The 15,697-nt window shown below is 72.0% G+C and carries 15 protein-coding genes; 9 read left to right on the top strand and 6 right to left on the bottom strand.

The window, feature by feature from the left end:
- The first annotated feature begins 55 nt into the window (after positions 1-55).
- A complete protein-coding gene (locus ACIO9J_RS28410; RefSeq protein WP_402005489.1) occupies positions 56-1,447 on the top strand; it encodes a trehalose-6-phosphate synthase in 1,392 nt (463 codons plus the stop codon).
- Between the two features lie 174 nt (positions 1,448-1,621).
- Complete coding sequence (locus ACIO9J_RS28405) at positions 1,622-3,103, top strand: right-handed parallel beta-helix repeat-containing protein (RefSeq protein ID WP_402005486.1); 1,482 nt, start codon at positions 1,622-1,624, stop codon at positions 3,101-3,103.
- Here ACIO9J_RS28405 and otsB read toward each other — a convergent pair.
- The 3 genes from otsB to ACIO9J_RS28390 are packed head-to-tail and all read right to left on the bottom strand — an operon-like array spanning position 3,091 to position 5,435.
- Positions 3,091-3,954, bottom strand: a complete 864-nt coding sequence (otsB, locus tag ACIO9J_RS28400; protein WP_402005483.1) for a trehalose-phosphatase — start codon at positions 3,952-3,954, stop codon at positions 3,091-3,093. The two genes, ACIO9J_RS28405 and otsB, sit on opposite strands and share 13 nt — an antisense overlap.
- A 19-nt stretch (positions 3,955-3,973) precedes the next feature.
- Complete coding sequence (locus ACIO9J_RS28395) at positions 3,974-4,207, bottom strand: DUF3263 domain-containing protein (RefSeq protein WP_402005480.1); 234 nt, start codon at positions 4,205-4,207, stop codon at positions 3,974-3,976.
- Positions 4,208-4,217: 10 nt separating this feature from the next.
- Positions 4,218-5,435: an extracellular solute-binding protein gene (locus ACIO9J_RS28390; RefSeq protein ID WP_402006789.1), complete on the bottom strand. Its 1,218-nt coding sequence runs from the start codon at positions 5,433-5,435 to the stop codon at positions 4,218-4,220.
- Between the two features lie 282 nt (positions 5,436-5,717).
- On the opposite strand from ACIO9J_RS28390, the gene ACIO9J_RS28385 reads away from it, so the two are divergent.
- The 3 genes from ACIO9J_RS28385 (at position 5,718) to ACIO9J_RS28375 (ending at position 8,915) form a co-directional block, all read left to right on the top strand.
- Positions 5,718-6,677 carry an ROK family protein gene (locus tag ACIO9J_RS28385; protein WP_402005477.1) on the top strand — a complete coding sequence of 320 codons (960 nt, stop codon included), beginning with the start codon at positions 5,718-5,720 and terminating at the stop codon, positions 6,675-6,677.
- Positions 6,677-7,831 carry an N-acetylglucosamine-6-phosphate deacetylase gene (gene nagA, locus ACIO9J_RS28380; RefSeq protein WP_402005474.1) on the top strand — a complete coding sequence of 385 codons (1,155 nt, stop codon included), beginning with the start codon at positions 6,677-6,679 and terminating at the stop codon, positions 7,829-7,831. The genes ACIO9J_RS28385 and nagA overlap by 1 nt, the downstream gene beginning before the upstream one ends.
- 154 nt (positions 7,832-7,985) lie before the next feature.
- Positions 7,986-8,915, top strand: a complete 930-nt coding sequence (locus ACIO9J_RS28375; RefSeq protein ID WP_402006786.1) for a 1-phosphofructokinase family hexose kinase — start codon at positions 7,986-7,988, stop codon at positions 8,913-8,915.
- A gap of 66 nt (positions 8,916-8,981) precedes the next feature.
- Here ACIO9J_RS28375 and ACIO9J_RS28370 read toward each other — a convergent pair whose 3' ends face one another.
- Together ACIO9J_RS28370 and cdgB are read right to left on the bottom strand one after the other, a co-directional pair.
- Positions 8,982-9,968: a CBM35 domain-containing protein gene (locus ACIO9J_RS28370; RefSeq protein ID WP_402005471.1), complete on the bottom strand. Its 987-nt coding sequence runs from the start codon at positions 9,966-9,968 to the stop codon at positions 8,982-8,984.
- 87 nt (positions 9,969-10,055) lie between these two features.
- Positions 10,056-11,693, bottom strand: coding sequence for a diguanylate cyclase CdgB (cdgB, locus tag ACIO9J_RS28365; protein ID WP_402005468.1), 1,638 nt, complete (start codon positions 11,691-11,693; stop codon positions 10,056-10,058).
- Between the two features lie 476 nt (positions 11,694-12,169).
- Between cdgB and ACIO9J_RS28360 the strand changes: the two genes are divergently transcribed.
- A complete protein-coding gene (locus ACIO9J_RS28360; protein WP_402006783.1) occupies positions 12,170-12,664 on the top strand; it encodes a flavin reductase family protein in 495 nt (164 codons plus the stop codon).
- 97 nt (positions 12,665-12,761) lie between these two features.
- On the opposite strand, the gene arfB is transcribed toward ACIO9J_RS28360, so the two are convergent.
- Positions 12,762-13,190, bottom strand: a complete 429-nt coding sequence (gene arfB, locus ACIO9J_RS28355; protein WP_402005465.1) for an alternative ribosome rescue aminoacyl-tRNA hydrolase ArfB — start codon at positions 13,188-13,190, stop codon at positions 12,762-12,764.
- Positions 13,191-13,400: 210 nt separating this feature from the next.
- On the opposite strand from arfB, the gene ACIO9J_RS28350 reads away from it, so the two are divergent.
- The 3 genes from ACIO9J_RS28350 (at position 13,401) to ACIO9J_RS28340 (ending at position 15,563) form a co-directional block, all read left to right on the top strand.
- Positions 13,401-13,976, top strand: a complete 576-nt coding sequence (locus tag ACIO9J_RS28350) for a TerD family protein (RefSeq protein WP_402005462.1) — start codon at positions 13,401-13,403, stop codon at positions 13,974-13,976.
- Between the two features lie 172 nt (positions 13,977-14,148).
- Positions 14,149-14,499: a PadR family transcriptional regulator gene (locus ACIO9J_RS28345; protein WP_402005459.1), complete on the top strand. Its 351-nt coding sequence runs from the start codon at positions 14,149-14,151 to the stop codon at positions 14,497-14,499.
- On the top strand, positions 14,496-15,563 hold the full coding sequence (locus tag ACIO9J_RS28340) for a hypothetical protein (protein WP_402005456.1): 1,068 nt from the start codon (positions 14,496-14,498) through the stop codon (positions 15,561-15,563). The genes ACIO9J_RS28345 and ACIO9J_RS28340 overlap by 4 nt, the downstream gene beginning before the upstream one ends.
- Positions 15,564-15,697: the final 134 nt, after the last annotated feature.

Here is a 15,697-nt window from a genome sequence, read left to right as displayed (position 1 = left end):
GGGAGTCCGGCCGCCGTACGTTTGAGGGTTCGCGGGACGGGCTACGTTCTGCCACATGGTCTCCGCGTCCCGATCGGCATCAGCAGCGCAGGTACTCGTCGCCTCCAACCGCGGCCCCGTCTCGTACGCGGTGGGCGAGGACGGTGAGCTGACCGCCCGCCGCGGCGGCGGCGGCCTGGTCTCCGGGCTGAGCGCCATCGGCGACGAGGCGGACGCCCTGTGGGTGTGCTCGGCGCTCGGCGAGGGCGACAGGGAGGCCGTGCGGCGCGGCGTCGGCGAACCGGGCGTACGGATGCTGGACATCGACGCCGACGTACACGCGGACGCCTACAACGGCATCGCCAACTCCGTCCTCTGGTTCGTCCACCACCTGCTCTACCAGACGCCGCTCGAACCGGTCTTCGGACCGGAGTTCCGCAGGCAGTGGACGGCGTACGAGACCTACAACCGGGCCTTCGCCGAGGCGCTGGCCGCCGAGGCGGGCCCCGGGGCCGCGGTCCTGGTGCAGGACTACCACCTCGCCCTGGTGCCCGGCATGCTCCGCGAGCTCCGCGCGGACCTGCGGATCGGCCACTTCTCGCACACCCCGTGGGCGCCCGCCGACTACTTCCGGATACTGCCGGACGACGTGGCCGAGCAGCTCCTGCGCGGCATGCTCGGCGCCGACCGGCTCGGCTTCCTCACCGGGCGGTGGGCCGACGCGTTCACCGAGTGCTGCGTCCGCGTGGTCGGCGGGACGTCGGGCACCAGGATCGGGGTGCACGGGCTCGGCGCCGACGCGGACTTCCTGCGCGAGCGCGCGCACCGCGACGACGTCGAGGAGCGGATGCGGGCGCTGCGCGAGCAGACCGGCGAGGACCGCAAGCTGATCGTCCGGGTGGACCGCACCGAGCTGTCCAAGAACATCGTGCGGGGCCTGCTCGCCTACCGGGAGCTGCTCGACACCCGCCCCGAGTGGCGCGAGCGGGTCGTGCACGTCGCCTTCGCCTACCCCTCCCGGCAGGACCTGGCGGTCTACCGCGCCTACACGGAGGAGGTCTCCCGGGTCGCCGAGTCCATCAACTCCCAGTACGGGACGGAGGGTTGGACCCCGGTCGTGCTGCACGTCGAGGACGACTTCGCGCGCTCGCTCGCCGCCTACCGGCTCGCCGACGTGGCCCTGGTCAACCCCATCCGCGACGGCATGAACCTGGTCGCCAAGGAGGTCCCCGTCGTCTCCGACGAGGGCTGCGCGCTGGTCCTCTCCAGGGAGGCGGGGGCGTACGAGGAACTGGGCGAGGACGCGCTGCCGGTGAACCCGTACGACATCACGGCCACCGCCGATGCCCTGCACGCGGGCCTGACCATGGCGGACGACGAACGCGCGGAGCGCACCAAGCGCCTGGCGTCGGCGGCGACGGCGCTGCCGCCCGCGCAGTGGTTCCTGGACCAGCTCGAAGCGCTGTGAGGTCCCTACGCCGAGGGCCCGGCGCGGAGTAACGGGTGGTCGGGTGGGAACCCCGCCGCGGAGCGGCGAAGAGACGGACGCCGAACGAGCCCGCACAAGCGGGCCCACCGGGAGTCCAAGCGCGCCCCGCGTTTGTCCATAGGCCGCCGAGCCCCCCGTGGCTACGGTCCCCTCATGACCCCGCGTCGCACGAGCATCGTGCTCCTCACCGCCCTCGCCGCGGCCACGGCGGCGCTCACCCCGACCGCCGCCGCAGGCACCGGCACCACGTACTACGTCGACTGCGCGAAAGGCGACGACGCCACGACCGGCACCTCCGCGAAGGCGGCCTGGCGCACCGTGGCCAAGGCGAGCGGACACGCCTTCGGGCCCGGCGACCGGCTCCTGCTCAAGCGGGGCACCAGCTGCACGGGGGTGCTGGCTCCCAAAGGTGCGGGTGCGGCCGGCGCCCCCGTGCGCATCGACGCCTACGGCGACAAGCGCGCGGCCAAGCCGCACATCGAGGCCGAGGGCGCCCGCGCCGCACTGCACCTGGTGAACACCGAGCAGTGGGAGATCCGGAACCTGGCGCTGTCCAACACCGGCCCGGCCACCACCACGGAGCGCCGCGCGGGCCTGTACGTGCAGCTCACGGACTACGGCACGGCCGACCACTTCGTCGTCGAAGGGGTGGACGTGCGCGACGTGAACGGCGCCGACTTCAAGGACCCCGACCCCTCGGGCGGCATCCTCTTCGTCGTCCAGGGCTCGGCGAAGCCCACCCGGTTCGACGGGGTGCGCGTGACGGGCTCCACCGTGCGCCACGTCGACCGCACCGGCATCGGCATCATGTCGACGTGGGACGGTCCAGGACGCTTCTCCACCGGCGTGCGGTTCGCGCGCAACAAGGCGTACGACGTCGGCGGCGACGGCATCGTCGTCCACGAGACGAGCAGGGCGCGCGTCGAGCACAACTACGTCGACGGCTTCAACATGCGCTCGGCCGGATACAACGCGGGCGTCTGGGCCTGGGAGTCCGAGGACGCGCTCTACCAGTACAACGAGGTGACCGGCGGGCACGGGACGCGGGACTCGATGGCGTACGACATCGACGGCGGCAACGTCCGCAACACCTACCGCTACAACTACAGCCACGACAACGAGGGCGGCTTCCTGCTCGTCTGCAACGGCGAGGGCAAGGTCAGCGACGGCAACCGGATCCACGACAACATCAGCGTCAACGACCGCAACACGACGTCCCCGTACGCCGTGATCTCGGTGGTGTGCGGGGCGGCCACCGACACGCGGATCTACCGGAACACGGTCGTCACCGACCGCTCCGACACCGCGCTCGTCTCCAACAACGGGCCGACCGGGGTCACCTTCAGCGACAACGTCTTCGTGGGCGCGCCCGGCGCGGGCTCCCCCATCAAGGACACCGTCAGCACCTACCGCGGCAACCTGTACTGGAACACCGCGCAGCCCCGCGACCCGCAGGCACTCAACGCCGATCCGCGCTTCGTCTCCGGCGCGCCGCGCGGCCCCGTGGACGTACGGCTGAAGGACGGGTCACCGGCCCGTGGCGCGGGGACCCCGGTCGCCGACGGGACCACCCGCGACTACTTCGGCAACCCGATCCCCGACCCGCCCAACATCGGCGCCGATCAGTCGAGTTGAGCGACGATCCAGGAGAGGAGCCGCACCACGCCGGGCGGTCCGTCCACCACCAGGTCGGCCCGCCCCGCCAGCTCCTCGACCTCCGTGCTGCCGCTGCACACGAGCAGGCCCGCGACACCGTCCGAGCGGAGCTTCTCGACGGCGCCGAAGGCGGGCAGGTCACCGAGGTCGTCGCCCGCGTAGAGGACGGACTCGGCGCCGACCTCGCGCAGGTACCCGGCGAGCGCCACGCCCTTGTCCGTGCCGGGCGGCCGCAACTCCAGTACCAGGCGCCCCGGTTCGACGATCAGGCCGTGCCGGTTCGCCAGCTCGGCGAGCGGCTCGCGCAGCGCGTCGAAGGCGGCCTGCGGGTCCCTGGCGCGGCGCGTGTGGACGGCGACCGCGCGGCCCTTCTCCTCGATCCAGGTGCCGCGCCAGGCGCCGATCGCGTCGAGGAACCCGGGCAGTTCCGCGCGGACGGCCGCGACCCCGGGGTGCGGTGCGGCGGCGTGCACGGTGCCGGTGACGGCGTCCCAGCGCTCGGCGCCGTAGTGCCCGAGGACGACGAGGTGGTCGAGGCCGGGCACGCCCGCGAAGCCGCCGTAGCGGACGGCGACGCCCGCGGGGCGCCCCGTGACCACGGCGACGGAGCGCAGGCGCGGGGCGAGGGCGGCGAGCACGGGCACGGCGTCCGGGTGGGCGCGGGCCTGCTCGGGGTCGGGCACGATCGGGGCGAGCGTGCCGTCGAAGTCCAGTGCCACGACGGCCCGTTCGGGGTGCGCGAGCAGCACGCCGAGGCCGTCGCGCCCGGCGGGCGTCACGGGCTCGGGCAGCTCGGCCGGGTCCTTCGGGGAGTGCGTAGGGTCACCCATGGGCCCGACCTTAACGGCGTCAGCGCTCCGCGCGCCGTGACTCCCGCACCCGGCGCAGCCGATTGACCGTAATCGGGTCGTGGGCGAGCGCGCGGGCGTCGTCCAGGAGGGCGTTCAGGAGCTGGTAGTAGCGCACGGGCACCATGCCGAGCTCCTCGCGGATGGCGCGCTCCTTGGCGCCGGGGCCGCTCCAGGAGCGGCGTTCCAGGGCGAGGACGGCGCGGTCGCGCGCGGAGAGCTGCTCGTCCGTCATGACCGCCACGCTATTCCGCGTTCTCCTTGGCCGCCGCCCGGTTCTGGATCCTGGTGAGGACCGACTGGGGGTTGCCGTTCTCCTCGACGGCCTTGCCGATGTCCTTCTTGACGTCGGCGGAGACCTGCGCCCAGGACGTCTTGCCCACCGGGTAGAGCTGCGAGGTGGGCAGTTCCTTGAGGAACTTGCCGAGCTCGGTGTCGCCGCGGTCCTCGGCCATCGCGTCGGACGCGGAGTTCGTCACGGGCAGGATGTCGTACTCGTTGGAGAATTCGAGCACGTTCTTCTTGCTGTAGACGTAGTCGAGGAACTTGCCGGCCTCCTTGCGGTGGCCGTTCTGCTTGAACGCCATCATCCAGTCGGCGACACCCATCGTGGCCTGCGCCTTGCCGTTGATGCCGGGCGCCGGCACCATGCCGAACTTCACGCCCTTCTTGGCGGCCATCTTCATCAGCGTGGGGTGGCCGTTGAGCATGCCGACGTCGCCGCGCGCGAAGGCGGCGAAGGCGTCGGCGCGGTTCATCTGGCCGGGCGCCGTCGGCCCCGTCAGGCCCTTGCCGACCAGCTCGTCGCGGAGCCAGGCGAACGTCTTGGCGTTCTGCTTGGAGTCGATGGAGTACGAGCCGACGTTGTCGGTGTAACCGCCGCCGCCGCTGAGCATCCACATCAGCGTCTCCGCGGGCGCCTCCTCGGAGCCGAGGGGCAGCGCGTAGGGGATCTTCACGCCGCGCGCCTTGAGCGCCTTGGCGTCGGCCTGGAGCTCGTTCCAGCTCTGCGGCGGGGTGAGGTTCGCGTCCTTGAAGAGCTTGGTGTTGTAGAAGAGCAGGCGGGTGGAGGCGGCGAAGGGCATGCCGTACTGGATGCGCTTGACCTCGCCGGCCTGCGCGAGCGGGGCGAGGAAGTCGGCCTGGGTGGCGATGGAGAGGAGCTCGTCGGCCTCGTAGAGCTTGCCCTGCGCGGCGTAGTCGGCGTACGCGCCGATCTGCGCCAGGTCGGGGGCCTCGCCCTTCTTGACCATCTCCTTGACGTCGCGGTCCACGTCGTTCCAGGAGCTGACGGTGACGTCGACCTTGATGCCGGGGTTCTCGGCCTCGAAGCCCTTGACGACCTTGTCCCAGTACTTCTGGGAGCTGTTCGCCGCCGAGTCGCCGTAGTCGGCGGCCACCAGCTTGAGTGTGACGTCGCCGGAGTCGCCGGGACCGCCGCAGCCGGCGAGCGTCCCCGCCATGCCGAGTACGGCCACCGCCGCGGTCAGTCCTGTCACGCGCCGCTGCACAGCTGTTCCCACCCTCATTGCCTCAATGCACTTGAACTGCGAGTTTCCCCCGAGTCCGGACACAAGGTCTACACCACCCGAGTATCACTTCTGCAACGGCGCCCACAAGGGCCCCAGGTCCGCCACCGCGACCGCCCGGCAATCGGGACACCCCCACCGAAAAGGACCTTCGGCCTCCCCCAAGTACCCGAAGTGGACTAGACCTCTCACGGGTGACGCGCGAGACTGTCCCCCGTGAGACACGTCATCGCCCTCGATGTGGGCGGCACCGGAATGAAGGCCGCCCTGGTAGGGGCGGACGGCACCCTGCTGCACGAAGCGCGCCGCCCCACCGGGCGCGAGCGCGGGGCCGACGCCGTCGTCGAGTCCATCCTCGGCTTCGCCGAGGACCTCCGCGCACACGGCATCACCCACTTCGGGGAACCCGCGGCCGCGGCCGGCGTCGCCGTGCCCGGCATCGTCGACGCCGAGCGCGGCATCGCGGTCTACGCGGCCAACCTCGGCTGGCGCGACGTCCCCATGCGGGACCTGCTGAGCGCGCGGCTCGCCGACGTCCCCGTGGCGCTCGGCCACGACGTGCGCACCGGCGGGCTCGCCGAGGGCCGCATCGGCGCGGGCAAGGGCGCGGAGCGGTTCCTCTTCGTGCCGCTGGGCACCGGGATCGCGGGCGCCATCGGCATCGGCGGCGCCATCGAGCCCGGCGCGCACGGCTCGGCCGGGGAGATCGGCCACATCGTCGTACGCCCGGACGGGCCGCCCTGCGGCTGCGGGCAGCGCGGCTGCCTGGAGCGCCTCGCCTCCGCCTCCGCCGTCAGCAAGGCGTGGGCCGAGGCGAGCGGTGACCCCGAGGCGGACGCCGCGGACTGCGCCAAGGCGGTGGAGTCCGGCGACCCGCGCGCCCAGGAGGTCTGGCGGAACGCCGTCGACGCCCTCGCCGACGGGCTGCTCACCGCACTCACTCTGCTGGACCCGCACACCCTGATCATCGGTGGCGGTCTCGCCGAGGCCGGGGAAACCTTGTTCACACCGCTCCGCGCGGCCGTCGAGAAGCGCATCGTCCAGTTCCAGACGCTCCCGGAGATCGTCCCCGCCGCCCTCGGCGACACCGCGGGCTGCCTCGGCGCGGGCCTGCTCGCCTGGGACCTCGTCCGCCCGAACACCGAGAAATCCGACCCCACGGAGGTAACCACCTGATGGCCACTAGCAAGGTTCTCGCCGGTGCCCAGGTGGTGCTGCCCACCGGGACGCTCACGGACGGCCGCGTCATCGTCGACGGCACGCGCATCGCGGGGAGCGCTCCCAGCGATGCGGAGACGATCGACCTGACCGGCCACTGGGTGGTCCCCGGTTTCGTCGACATCCACAACCACGGCGGCGGCGGCGCCTCCTTCACCTCGGGCACCGTCGAGGACGTCCTCAAGGGCATCCACACGCACCGCCTGCACGGCACGACCACCGTCGTCGCCTCCACCGTCACCGGCGAGATGGACTTCCTCGCCCAGCGGGCCGGGGTGCTCTCCGAACTCGCCGAGCAGGGCGACCTCGCGGGCATCCACTTCGAGGGCCCCTTCATCTCGCCGTGCCGCAAGGGCGCGCACAGCGAGGCGCTGCTCAGACACCCCGACCCCGCCGACGTCCGCAAGCTGATGGACGCGGCGCGCGGGCAGGCGAAGATGTTCACCCTCGCCACCGAGCTGCCGGGCGGCATCGAATCGGTGCGGCTGCTCGCCGAGCACGGCGTGATCGCCGCGATCGGCCACACCGACGCGACGTACGAGCAGACCGTCGCGGCGATCGACGCGGGCGCCACCGTCGCCACGCACCTCTTCAACGCGATGCCCGCACTCGGCCACCGCGCCCCGGGCCCGATCGCGGCGCTCCTGGAGGACGAGCGCGTCACGGTCGAGCTGATCAACGACGGCACGCACCTGCACGAGGCCGCCTTCGAGCTGGCCTTCCACCACGCGGGCCCGGACCGGGTCGCGCTGATCACCGACGCGATGGACGCGGCGGGCTTCGGCGACGGCCGGTACATGCTCGGCCCGCTGGAGGTCGAGGTGAAGGACAGCGTCGCGCGGCTCGTCGAGGGCGGCTCGATCGCGGGCTCCACGCTCACCCTGGACCGCGCCTTCAAGCGCTCGGTGACCGTCGACGGGCTCTCCGTCGAGGACACCGTCCGCGCCATCTCCGCCAACCCGGCCAAGCTGCTCGGGATGTACGACACGGTCGGCTCCCTGGAGCCCGGCAAGGACGCGGACCTGGTGGTCCTGGACGCGGAGTTCGAGCTCAAGGGCGTGATGCGCAAGGGCGCCTGGGTCATTGAGCCCAATCAGCCCCAACTAGGCTGATTTCACCACCTGTTACACGAGCGCCCAACAGTCGCTCAACTGAAGGCGGTTGTCCCCACCCCTGGGCCAACCGCCTTCTGTTTGGCATGATCAGACACCGGCAGGGGCCGAGGGCAAGCGCGTTCGGGGAACAGTGATCCGGGGGGTGGCACAGGTGATCCTCACCGTCACGCTCAACACCGCCCTCGACATCACCTACCGGGTCCCCGCCCTCACCCCGCACGCCTCGCACCGCGTCACCGAGGTCACCGAACGCCCCGGCGGCAAGGGCCTGAACGTCGCCCGCGTGCTCGCCGCGCTCGGCCACGACGTGACCGTCGCGGGCTTCGCGGGCGGCGACACCGGCCGCAGCCTGCACGAACGCCTCGCCGACGCGCCGCACCTCACCGACGCGCTCACGCCCGTCGAGGGCGCCACCCGCCGCACGCTCGCCGTGGTGGACGCGGCGACCGGCGACACCACCCAGCTCAACGAACCGGGCCCGCTGGTCTCGCCCGCGGAGTGGGCCGCGTTCCTGGACTCCTACGAGGAGTTGGTGCACCGCGCGGGCACCGCCGCCGTCGCCCTGTGCGGCAGCCTTCCGCCGGGCGTCCCCGTCGGGGCGTACGCCCTGCTGGTGCGCGCCGCCCGCGCGGCCCGTGTCCCCGTGCTCCTCGACACCAGCGGCGAACCGCTGCGCCGCGGCGTCGCGGCCCGCCCCGACATGGTCAAGCCCAACGCCGACGAACTGGCCGAGCTGACCGGCTCCCACGAGCCGTCCCGCGCCACCCACGACGCCCGCCGCAGAGGCGCCCACGCGGTCATCGCCTCACTCGGCGCCGAGGGCCTCCTCGCCGTCACCCCCGACGGCACCTGGCAGGCGACCCCACCACTCCGCGTCCACGGCAACCCCACGGGCGCGGGCGACTCAGCAGTAGCGGGCCTGCTCTCGGCCCTCGCCGAAAACCTCCCCTGGCCGGACCGCCTCGCCCGCGCGGTGGCCCTCTCGGCGGCGACGGTGGCGGCGCCGGTGGCGGGGGAGTTCGACGCCAGGACGTACGAAGACGCCCTGGCGCGGGTCACGGTGCGCGAAGACGCCCCATAAGGGGCGCGGGGAACTGCGCGACCAGCCCCAACGCCCCCGCAGACGCGGCTACTTCCAGCGGAGCACTCAGCCGTTGCTGCCCTCGACGAGCCACATCTGGTCGATGTTCGCGCCACCGCTGCTCGCGCAGAGGTTGCTCGGGTCGCAGGCGAGCGTGATGGTGTTCGTCCCCTTGGTGAGCTGGACGACGCCCCAGGTGTTGGTCCAGCCCTTCTCCCAGTCGCCTTCCTTGGCGCTGGCGAAGTTCTTCATGCTCAGGGGGCGGCTCTGCTTCTTGCCGTTGACCACGACGGTGGCGTTGGTGTCCTTGCCGGGCACGCCGTAGTTCAGCCGGAGGCTGTACGCACCGGCCTTGGCGATGCCGTCGACGGTCCAGGTCACCTGGGCACCGGCCTTGTCGAACCCGGCGACATAGACGCCGCCCGCGGACTCGGCGCCCTTGACGTCGGACGCCGTGGACGTGCCGCCCTCCAGCTTCAGGGCTTTCGCGTCCGTCTTGGGAAGCTCGGTCTTCTCGTCCGGCTTCTTGGACGGCTTATGGCTGGGCTCCACCGAAGCGGCCTGCGACGGGTCGCCGCCGGCCTCTCCCTTGTCGCCCTTGTCGTCGTCACGGCCGAAGAGCATCGCGGCGCCGATGCCTATGGCGACCACCGCGACCACGGCGATGGCGCCGATCAGCAGGCCCTTGGTGTTGGGGCCGCGGCCCCGGCCGCCGCCGCCCGCCGGCGCGTACTGCGGCGAGGCCACGGGGGCGCCGCCGGGCTGTGCCTCGGGCGCGGTGTAGTGGGCGTTCGGCTGGCCGTAGGCGCCCTGCTGGGGCGGGACCTGCTGACCGTACTGCTGGGTCGGCTGGGTCTGCCCGTACGAGGGGCGACGGTCGCCGACCGCTCTGACGTGGTTGTACGAGGAGCGGGGACCCGGGTACCCGTAGCCACCGCCACCGCTGGGCGGGGTCGCCCCGGCCGCCTGTCCGTCCTCGTACAGGTAGCCGAACGGATCGTCGTCGCCCTGCGGCGCGCTCGGCGTGTTCTCGCCGTTATTGCCGGGCGTCATTCCCTGGTCACTCCCTCATATCGCTGACGCGGGGAGCCTACCCGGTCCGAGTGAGGCCACGGGGTGGCGTTGACCTCATCGAGGCCGTCAGCCGGCCCGTCGGTGCTGCTTGGCACGGGAGCGTTTCTCCACGTACATCCGCTGGTCAGCGGAGTGCAACACTTCGTCCGCCGACATCCCGCAGTGCGCCCAGCCGATGCCGAAACTCGCCCCTACACGGACCGCCCTGCCGTCCACCCGGATCGGCGGGATGATCGCGTTGCGCAGCCGGACCGCGAGGTCCTGCGCGTCGGCGCGGCCGAGCCCGTCCGCGAGGACCACGAACTCGTCGCCGCCGAGCCGCGCCACCGTGTCCCCGTCCCGCACCCCGCTGGTCAGACGGCGGGCGACCTCGATGAGGACGGCGTCACCGGTGTGGTGCCCGAAGCGGTCGTTGATCGATTTGAAGCCGTCGAGGTCGCAGAAGAGGACCGCGAGCCCCTTGGTCCCGTCGTCCACGTCGTCGTCACCCTGCGGGGCGATGGTGTGCACGTGGTGGTCGAAGCCCTCGTCCTGCTGCTGGTGCGAGGCGCGTCCGAAGTCGAAGCCGTGCTCGTAGGCCGCGTCGAGCGAGTCGACGGCGCTGGGCTGCCCCGCGTGGGGCCTCCTACAGAGCCGGGCGCTGAGCCGGGCGCGCAGCTCGGCGGAGTTGGGCAGGCCGGTCAGCGAATCGTGGCTCGCGCGGTGGGCGAGCTGGAGCTCGCGGCGCTTGCGGTCCTCGATGTCCTCGACGTGCGTGAGCAGGAAACGGGGCCCGTCGGCGGCGTCGGCCACCACCGAGTTCCGCAGGGAGACCCAGACGTACGTCCCGTCGCGCCGCGCGAGCCGCAGCTCGGCGCGGCCGCCCTCCGCCGACGTACGCAGCAGCGTCCCGATGTCCTCGGGGTGCACGAGGTCGGAGAAGGAGTAGCGCCGCATCGCGGACGCCGGGCGGCCGAGCAGGCGGCAGAGGGCGTCGTTGGTGCGCAGGATCCGTCCGTGCTGGTCGCCGCCCATCTCGGCGATGGCCATGCCGGAAGGCGCGTACTCGAAGGCCTGCCGGAAGGACTCCTCGCTGGCCCGCAGCGCCTGCTGCTCCCGCTCCAGGCGGACCAGGGCGCGCTGCATGTTGGCCCGCAGCCGTGCGTTGCTGATCGCGATGGCGGCCTGGAAGGCGTACATCTGCAGGGCCTCGCGGCCCCAGGCGCCCGGCCTGCGGCCGTTGCGCGGGCGGTCCACGGAGATCACGCCGAGCAGTTCGCCGCCGGCCGCGCCCGTCGCGTACATGGGGGCGAAGAGGCGGTCCGCCGGGTGCCACTCGTCCTCGAAGCGGGGCTCGGGACCCTCGGTGTACCACTGCGGGACGTCGTCGTCGTCGAGGACCCAGCCCTCGGTGTACGAGATGAAGCGCAGGGCGCCCCACGGCTCACCCATGGCGAGGCGGCGCTCCCAGGCGTCACGGGAGCCGACGCGTCCGGTGATGAGGGCCTCGGCGGCGGGGTTGCCCGCGAAGGCCGCGACCACGAGGTCCCCGTCGGGGCGCACGAGATTGACACACGCCAGCTCGTAGCCAAGGCCGTTGACGACGCCGTCGGCGACGGTCTGCAGCGTGTCCGCCAGGCTCCGGGCCGTGTTGAGCTCCGCCACCACCTGGTGCAGCTGCCGCAGGGTCGCAAGACGGACGTACGGCTCCGACTCGGTCTCCATGCTCGTTCTCCCCGAGACCTCGACAGCAACTCCAGGATGCGCAGCGCCCGCAGTGTTCTTTCCGTGCCGTTGGTACTTCTCGCCCGTGGTACTTCTGTGCCCTTGTGCCCTCAGTGTCTTATTGCCACCGTCACTGAATCACAGCGAGCTGCTCACCCGGTACACAGGGTCAACAAAATATGGGTCCTGTGACTCAAGTCACAGGTGGGAAGCCGCCGTTGGTCCAGTCCCTTGGACTAGTCCACCGCATTTCACGGCACCGCGTGCCGCCTTCTGCCACATTCGCCGCCGTCCTAACTCGGTCCTCGGTCCTAGGACCGTCCTGGGCCCAGGGCCCGATGTGGCGGGGCGGACCCGGAGGCTAGCGTCGACGCGTGGCTCACGTACTGAAGACACTTCCGGCCCCGCCTTCCCCACGGCACCCATCACCGGATGGGCATGCTGATGGGGTGAGCAACGACGAGTTCCGCGCGGCGATGTCCCGCCTGGCGGCAGGCGTGGTCCTGGTGACGGCGCGCGAGCCGGCCCTGGACCCGGACGATCCGACGGCCCCGCTCGGCGAGGACGTGGGCATGACGGCGACGGCCTTCGTGTCCGTCTCCCTCGACCCGCCCCTGGTCATGGTCAGCCTGCGCGAGGGCTCCCGGATGGACGACCTGCTCGCCGAGCAGCCCCTCTGGGCGGTGTCCGTGCTCGCCGAGAGCCAGCGGCACGTCGCGGGCCGCTTCGCGATGAAGGGCCGCATCAGCGACCGGCTGCTCTTCGAGGACCTTCCGTACGTACGCGGCGCGGCGTCCGGCGCCCCGCTGATCGGCGGCGCGCTCGCGACGCTGGAGTGCCGTACGGAGCAGACCGTTTCGGCGGGCGACCACACCTTGGTCATCGCCCGCGTCCTGGGCGCCGCGCTGCCCTCCGCGGAGGGCAGCCCCCTGACGTACTTCCGCGGCCGCTACCGCCAACTGGACAAGTAGGACGCGCCCCGTCTGCCGCGACTGCGGCTCTTTCGTGGTTGCTCGCGCGGTTCCCCGCGCCCCTGAGTCAGACGGGGCTGGTCCCTGACGGGGCGGGTCAGGTCCAGCCCTGGCCCGAGCGGCCCCGCTTGGTGTCACTCCGCTGCTTCTTGTTGCGCAAGCGACGCTCGTTGATGCCCCGGGGAATCTTCGTCGCACGACGCGGCTTCGGCGGCGGCGCCGTCGCCTCCGCGAGCAGCGCGGCGAGCCGGGTCGCGGCCATCTCCCTGTTGCGCCACTGCGACCGGTGCTCGCTGGCCCGCACGCTGACGACACCGTCGACGAGCCGCGGCGCGAGGCGCTCCAGGGCGCGCCGCTTCCACACCTCGGGCAGCGCTTCCGTGTTGGCGAGGTCGAAGCGGAGCTCCACCTGCGAGTCGGTGGTGTTCACGTGCTGCCCGCCGGGCCCGCCGGACCGCGAGAAACGCCACATGAGCTCGGCCTCGGGCAGGAGGACCGAACCACGGATGACATGGGGACCGGACATGCCCCCATGGTCCCGCGTCCGTCGGGCGCACGTCACGCGCTTTTCCCGAGGCCCCCGGAACCGAGGGCCCGGAAACGACCGGGTAAAGAAAGTAAAGCGATGTGGAACCTTGGGGGCACCGGTCGGCGTTGGTACCAGTGAAGTAGCTTCGTCCCCAGTACGAAGCAGATACGCACTGTGCGTACGTAACGAGGGAAGGGACTCCCAACAATGGCAGTAAGCCTGTCCAAGGGTGGCAACGTCTCGCTCACCAAGGAGGCTCCGGGCCTGACCGCCGTCACCGTGGGCCTCGGCTGGGACGTCCGCACCACCACTGGCACCGACTTCGACCTGGACGCCTCCGCCATCGCGGTGAACACCCAGGGCAAGGTCTTCTCGGACCAGCACTTCGTCTTCTTCAACAACAAGGCGACGCCGGACCAGACCATCGTCCACACCGGTGACAACGTCACGGGCGAGGGCGAGGGCGACGACGAGCAGATCAACGTGAACCTCGCGGGCCTGCCCGCCGACATCGAGAAGATCGTCTTCCCGGTCTCGATCTACGACGCCGAGAACCGCTCGCAGAACTTCGGCCAGGTCCGGAATGCGTTCATCCGCATCCTGAACCAGGCCGGCGGTGCGGAGATCGCGCGCTACGACCTCTCCGAGGACGCCGCCACCGAGACCGCCATGGTCTTCGGCGAGCTCTACCGCAGCGGCGCCGAGTGGAAGTTCCGCGCCGTCGGCCAGGGCTACGCCTCGGGCCTGGTGGGCATCGCGCAGGACTTCGGCGTCAACGTCTGAGTCCAGCGGGTGACCTGAGTCCAGCAGGTCGATCGACGAAGCCCCTCGCGGGGAGCAGTTCCCGCGGGGGGCTTCGTCGTGCCCGCATCCCGTCCCGACGGTCGACGGGCTACTCCCTCTGCGCTACTATTCTAAAAACCGTAATAGTCCGGAACCACGAAGAGAGGGCACTGTGGCCGCCGCACACACCCCATGGACACGCGCCGCACTGCCCCTGTGCCTGCTCGGCATCCTCGACGGCGAGCCGACGAGCTACGGGTACGCCCTGCTCGGCCGCCTCGCCGACGCGGGACTCGAAGGCGTACGGCCCGCGACCCTCTACCCCGCGCTCACCCGCCTCGAAGAGGAAGGTGCCGTCGAGGTCGAGTGGGGCGCGGGCGAGGGCGGCCCCGGACGGAAGTACTACCGGATCACCGCGGAGGGCAGGGCGCGGCTGCGGCGTGACCGAGCCGCCTGGGAGGAGTTCTCCCGGACCGTCGCCACCCTCGTCGGCGGAGAAGGCAACGAGAAGGGGGAGTCATGATCAAGACCCGGGACAGCGGCCCGCGTTGGCTGCGCGAGGACGACAAGGACTGGGCCGCCACCGTCGAGGTGCGGCTCGTCATGGAACACGACGCGCCCGCGGGCCTCGCCGACGAGGTCCTCGCGGAGGCGCACGAGATCGTGGCGCAGGCCGAGCTGCCCGCGCGCGAGGTGCTCGGCGAGCCGGACGACTACGCCCGCGCCGTCGCCGCCGAGCGCATCAGCGAGGAGCACCGCGCCCGGGTCGACGCGCACGGCATGACGCCCGGCGAACGCGTCACCGCCGCGCTCTGCACCCTCGGCTTCGTCGGCGTCGTCCTCTGCCTGCTGCACTGGATCGAGGACGGCCTGTGGATCGAGGTGAGCTGGACCTCGGTCGCGGGCTGCACGACCGTCGCGCTCGCCGTCACGCTCGTCGCCGTCGCGCTCGTCGCGCGCGCCGCCGGACGGATCAGGGGCATGTGGGCCTGGCTCGCGGGCACCGCCGCCACGGTGGCGGGCGGCGCCGCGCTCACCACGGCAGCCTCCGACGAAGGGCTGCTCGACGTGCCCGCGCCGGCGCTCGCGCTGCTCGGCGTCGCGTGGATCGTCGGCGCCTATCTCTTCCCCGACGCCACCGTCGACCGCTGGTTCACGCCCGCCCCGCGGCCCCGCGTCGACGACGACGAGCGGTGGCTGACCCGCCTGGACGGGCTGCTGCGCGGACGGCACGCCATGCGCGCCGCCGAGGCGCGCGGCCATGTGCGCGAGGTCCGTCAGCACCTGGCCGCCGCGGGCGACGGGACCCGCGCCGACGACCTCTTCGGCGACGTCGAGGTGTACGCGCTGCGCCTGTCGGAGGGGCCGCGCGGGCGGCAGCGGCTCGCCCGGCGCAAGCTGTACGGCAACGCGGCGCTGACCGTGCTCTTCGCGAGCCTGCTCGCCGACCGGCTGCTCGACCCGGCCGAGCGCACCTCCGTATGGACGCTGCTCTGGGTGCTCGTGCTCGGCTTCTGGATCTGGAGCCTGCTGGGCGAGTGGCGCGAGGTGCGCGGCGCGGGCCGGGACACCACGACCGGCGACTGACGCCCCGCGCACGCGTCCGGCCCCCAGGGCCAGAAGGGCCCTAGGGTCTTTCGTTTGGATCAGGCCGGATCAGGGAGCGGGGTCTGGTGCGTGCGATCGCAAGGCGGAGGAGGGCGGCAACGCGGAGCGTTGGC

Origin of the sequence: Streptomyces sp. NPDC087300, from assembly GCF_044744425.1 — a bacterium.
GTDB lineage: Bacteria > Actinomycetota > Actinomycetes > Streptomycetales > Streptomycetaceae > Streptomyces.
This window is presented reverse-complemented; position numbering and strand designations above follow the sequence as displayed.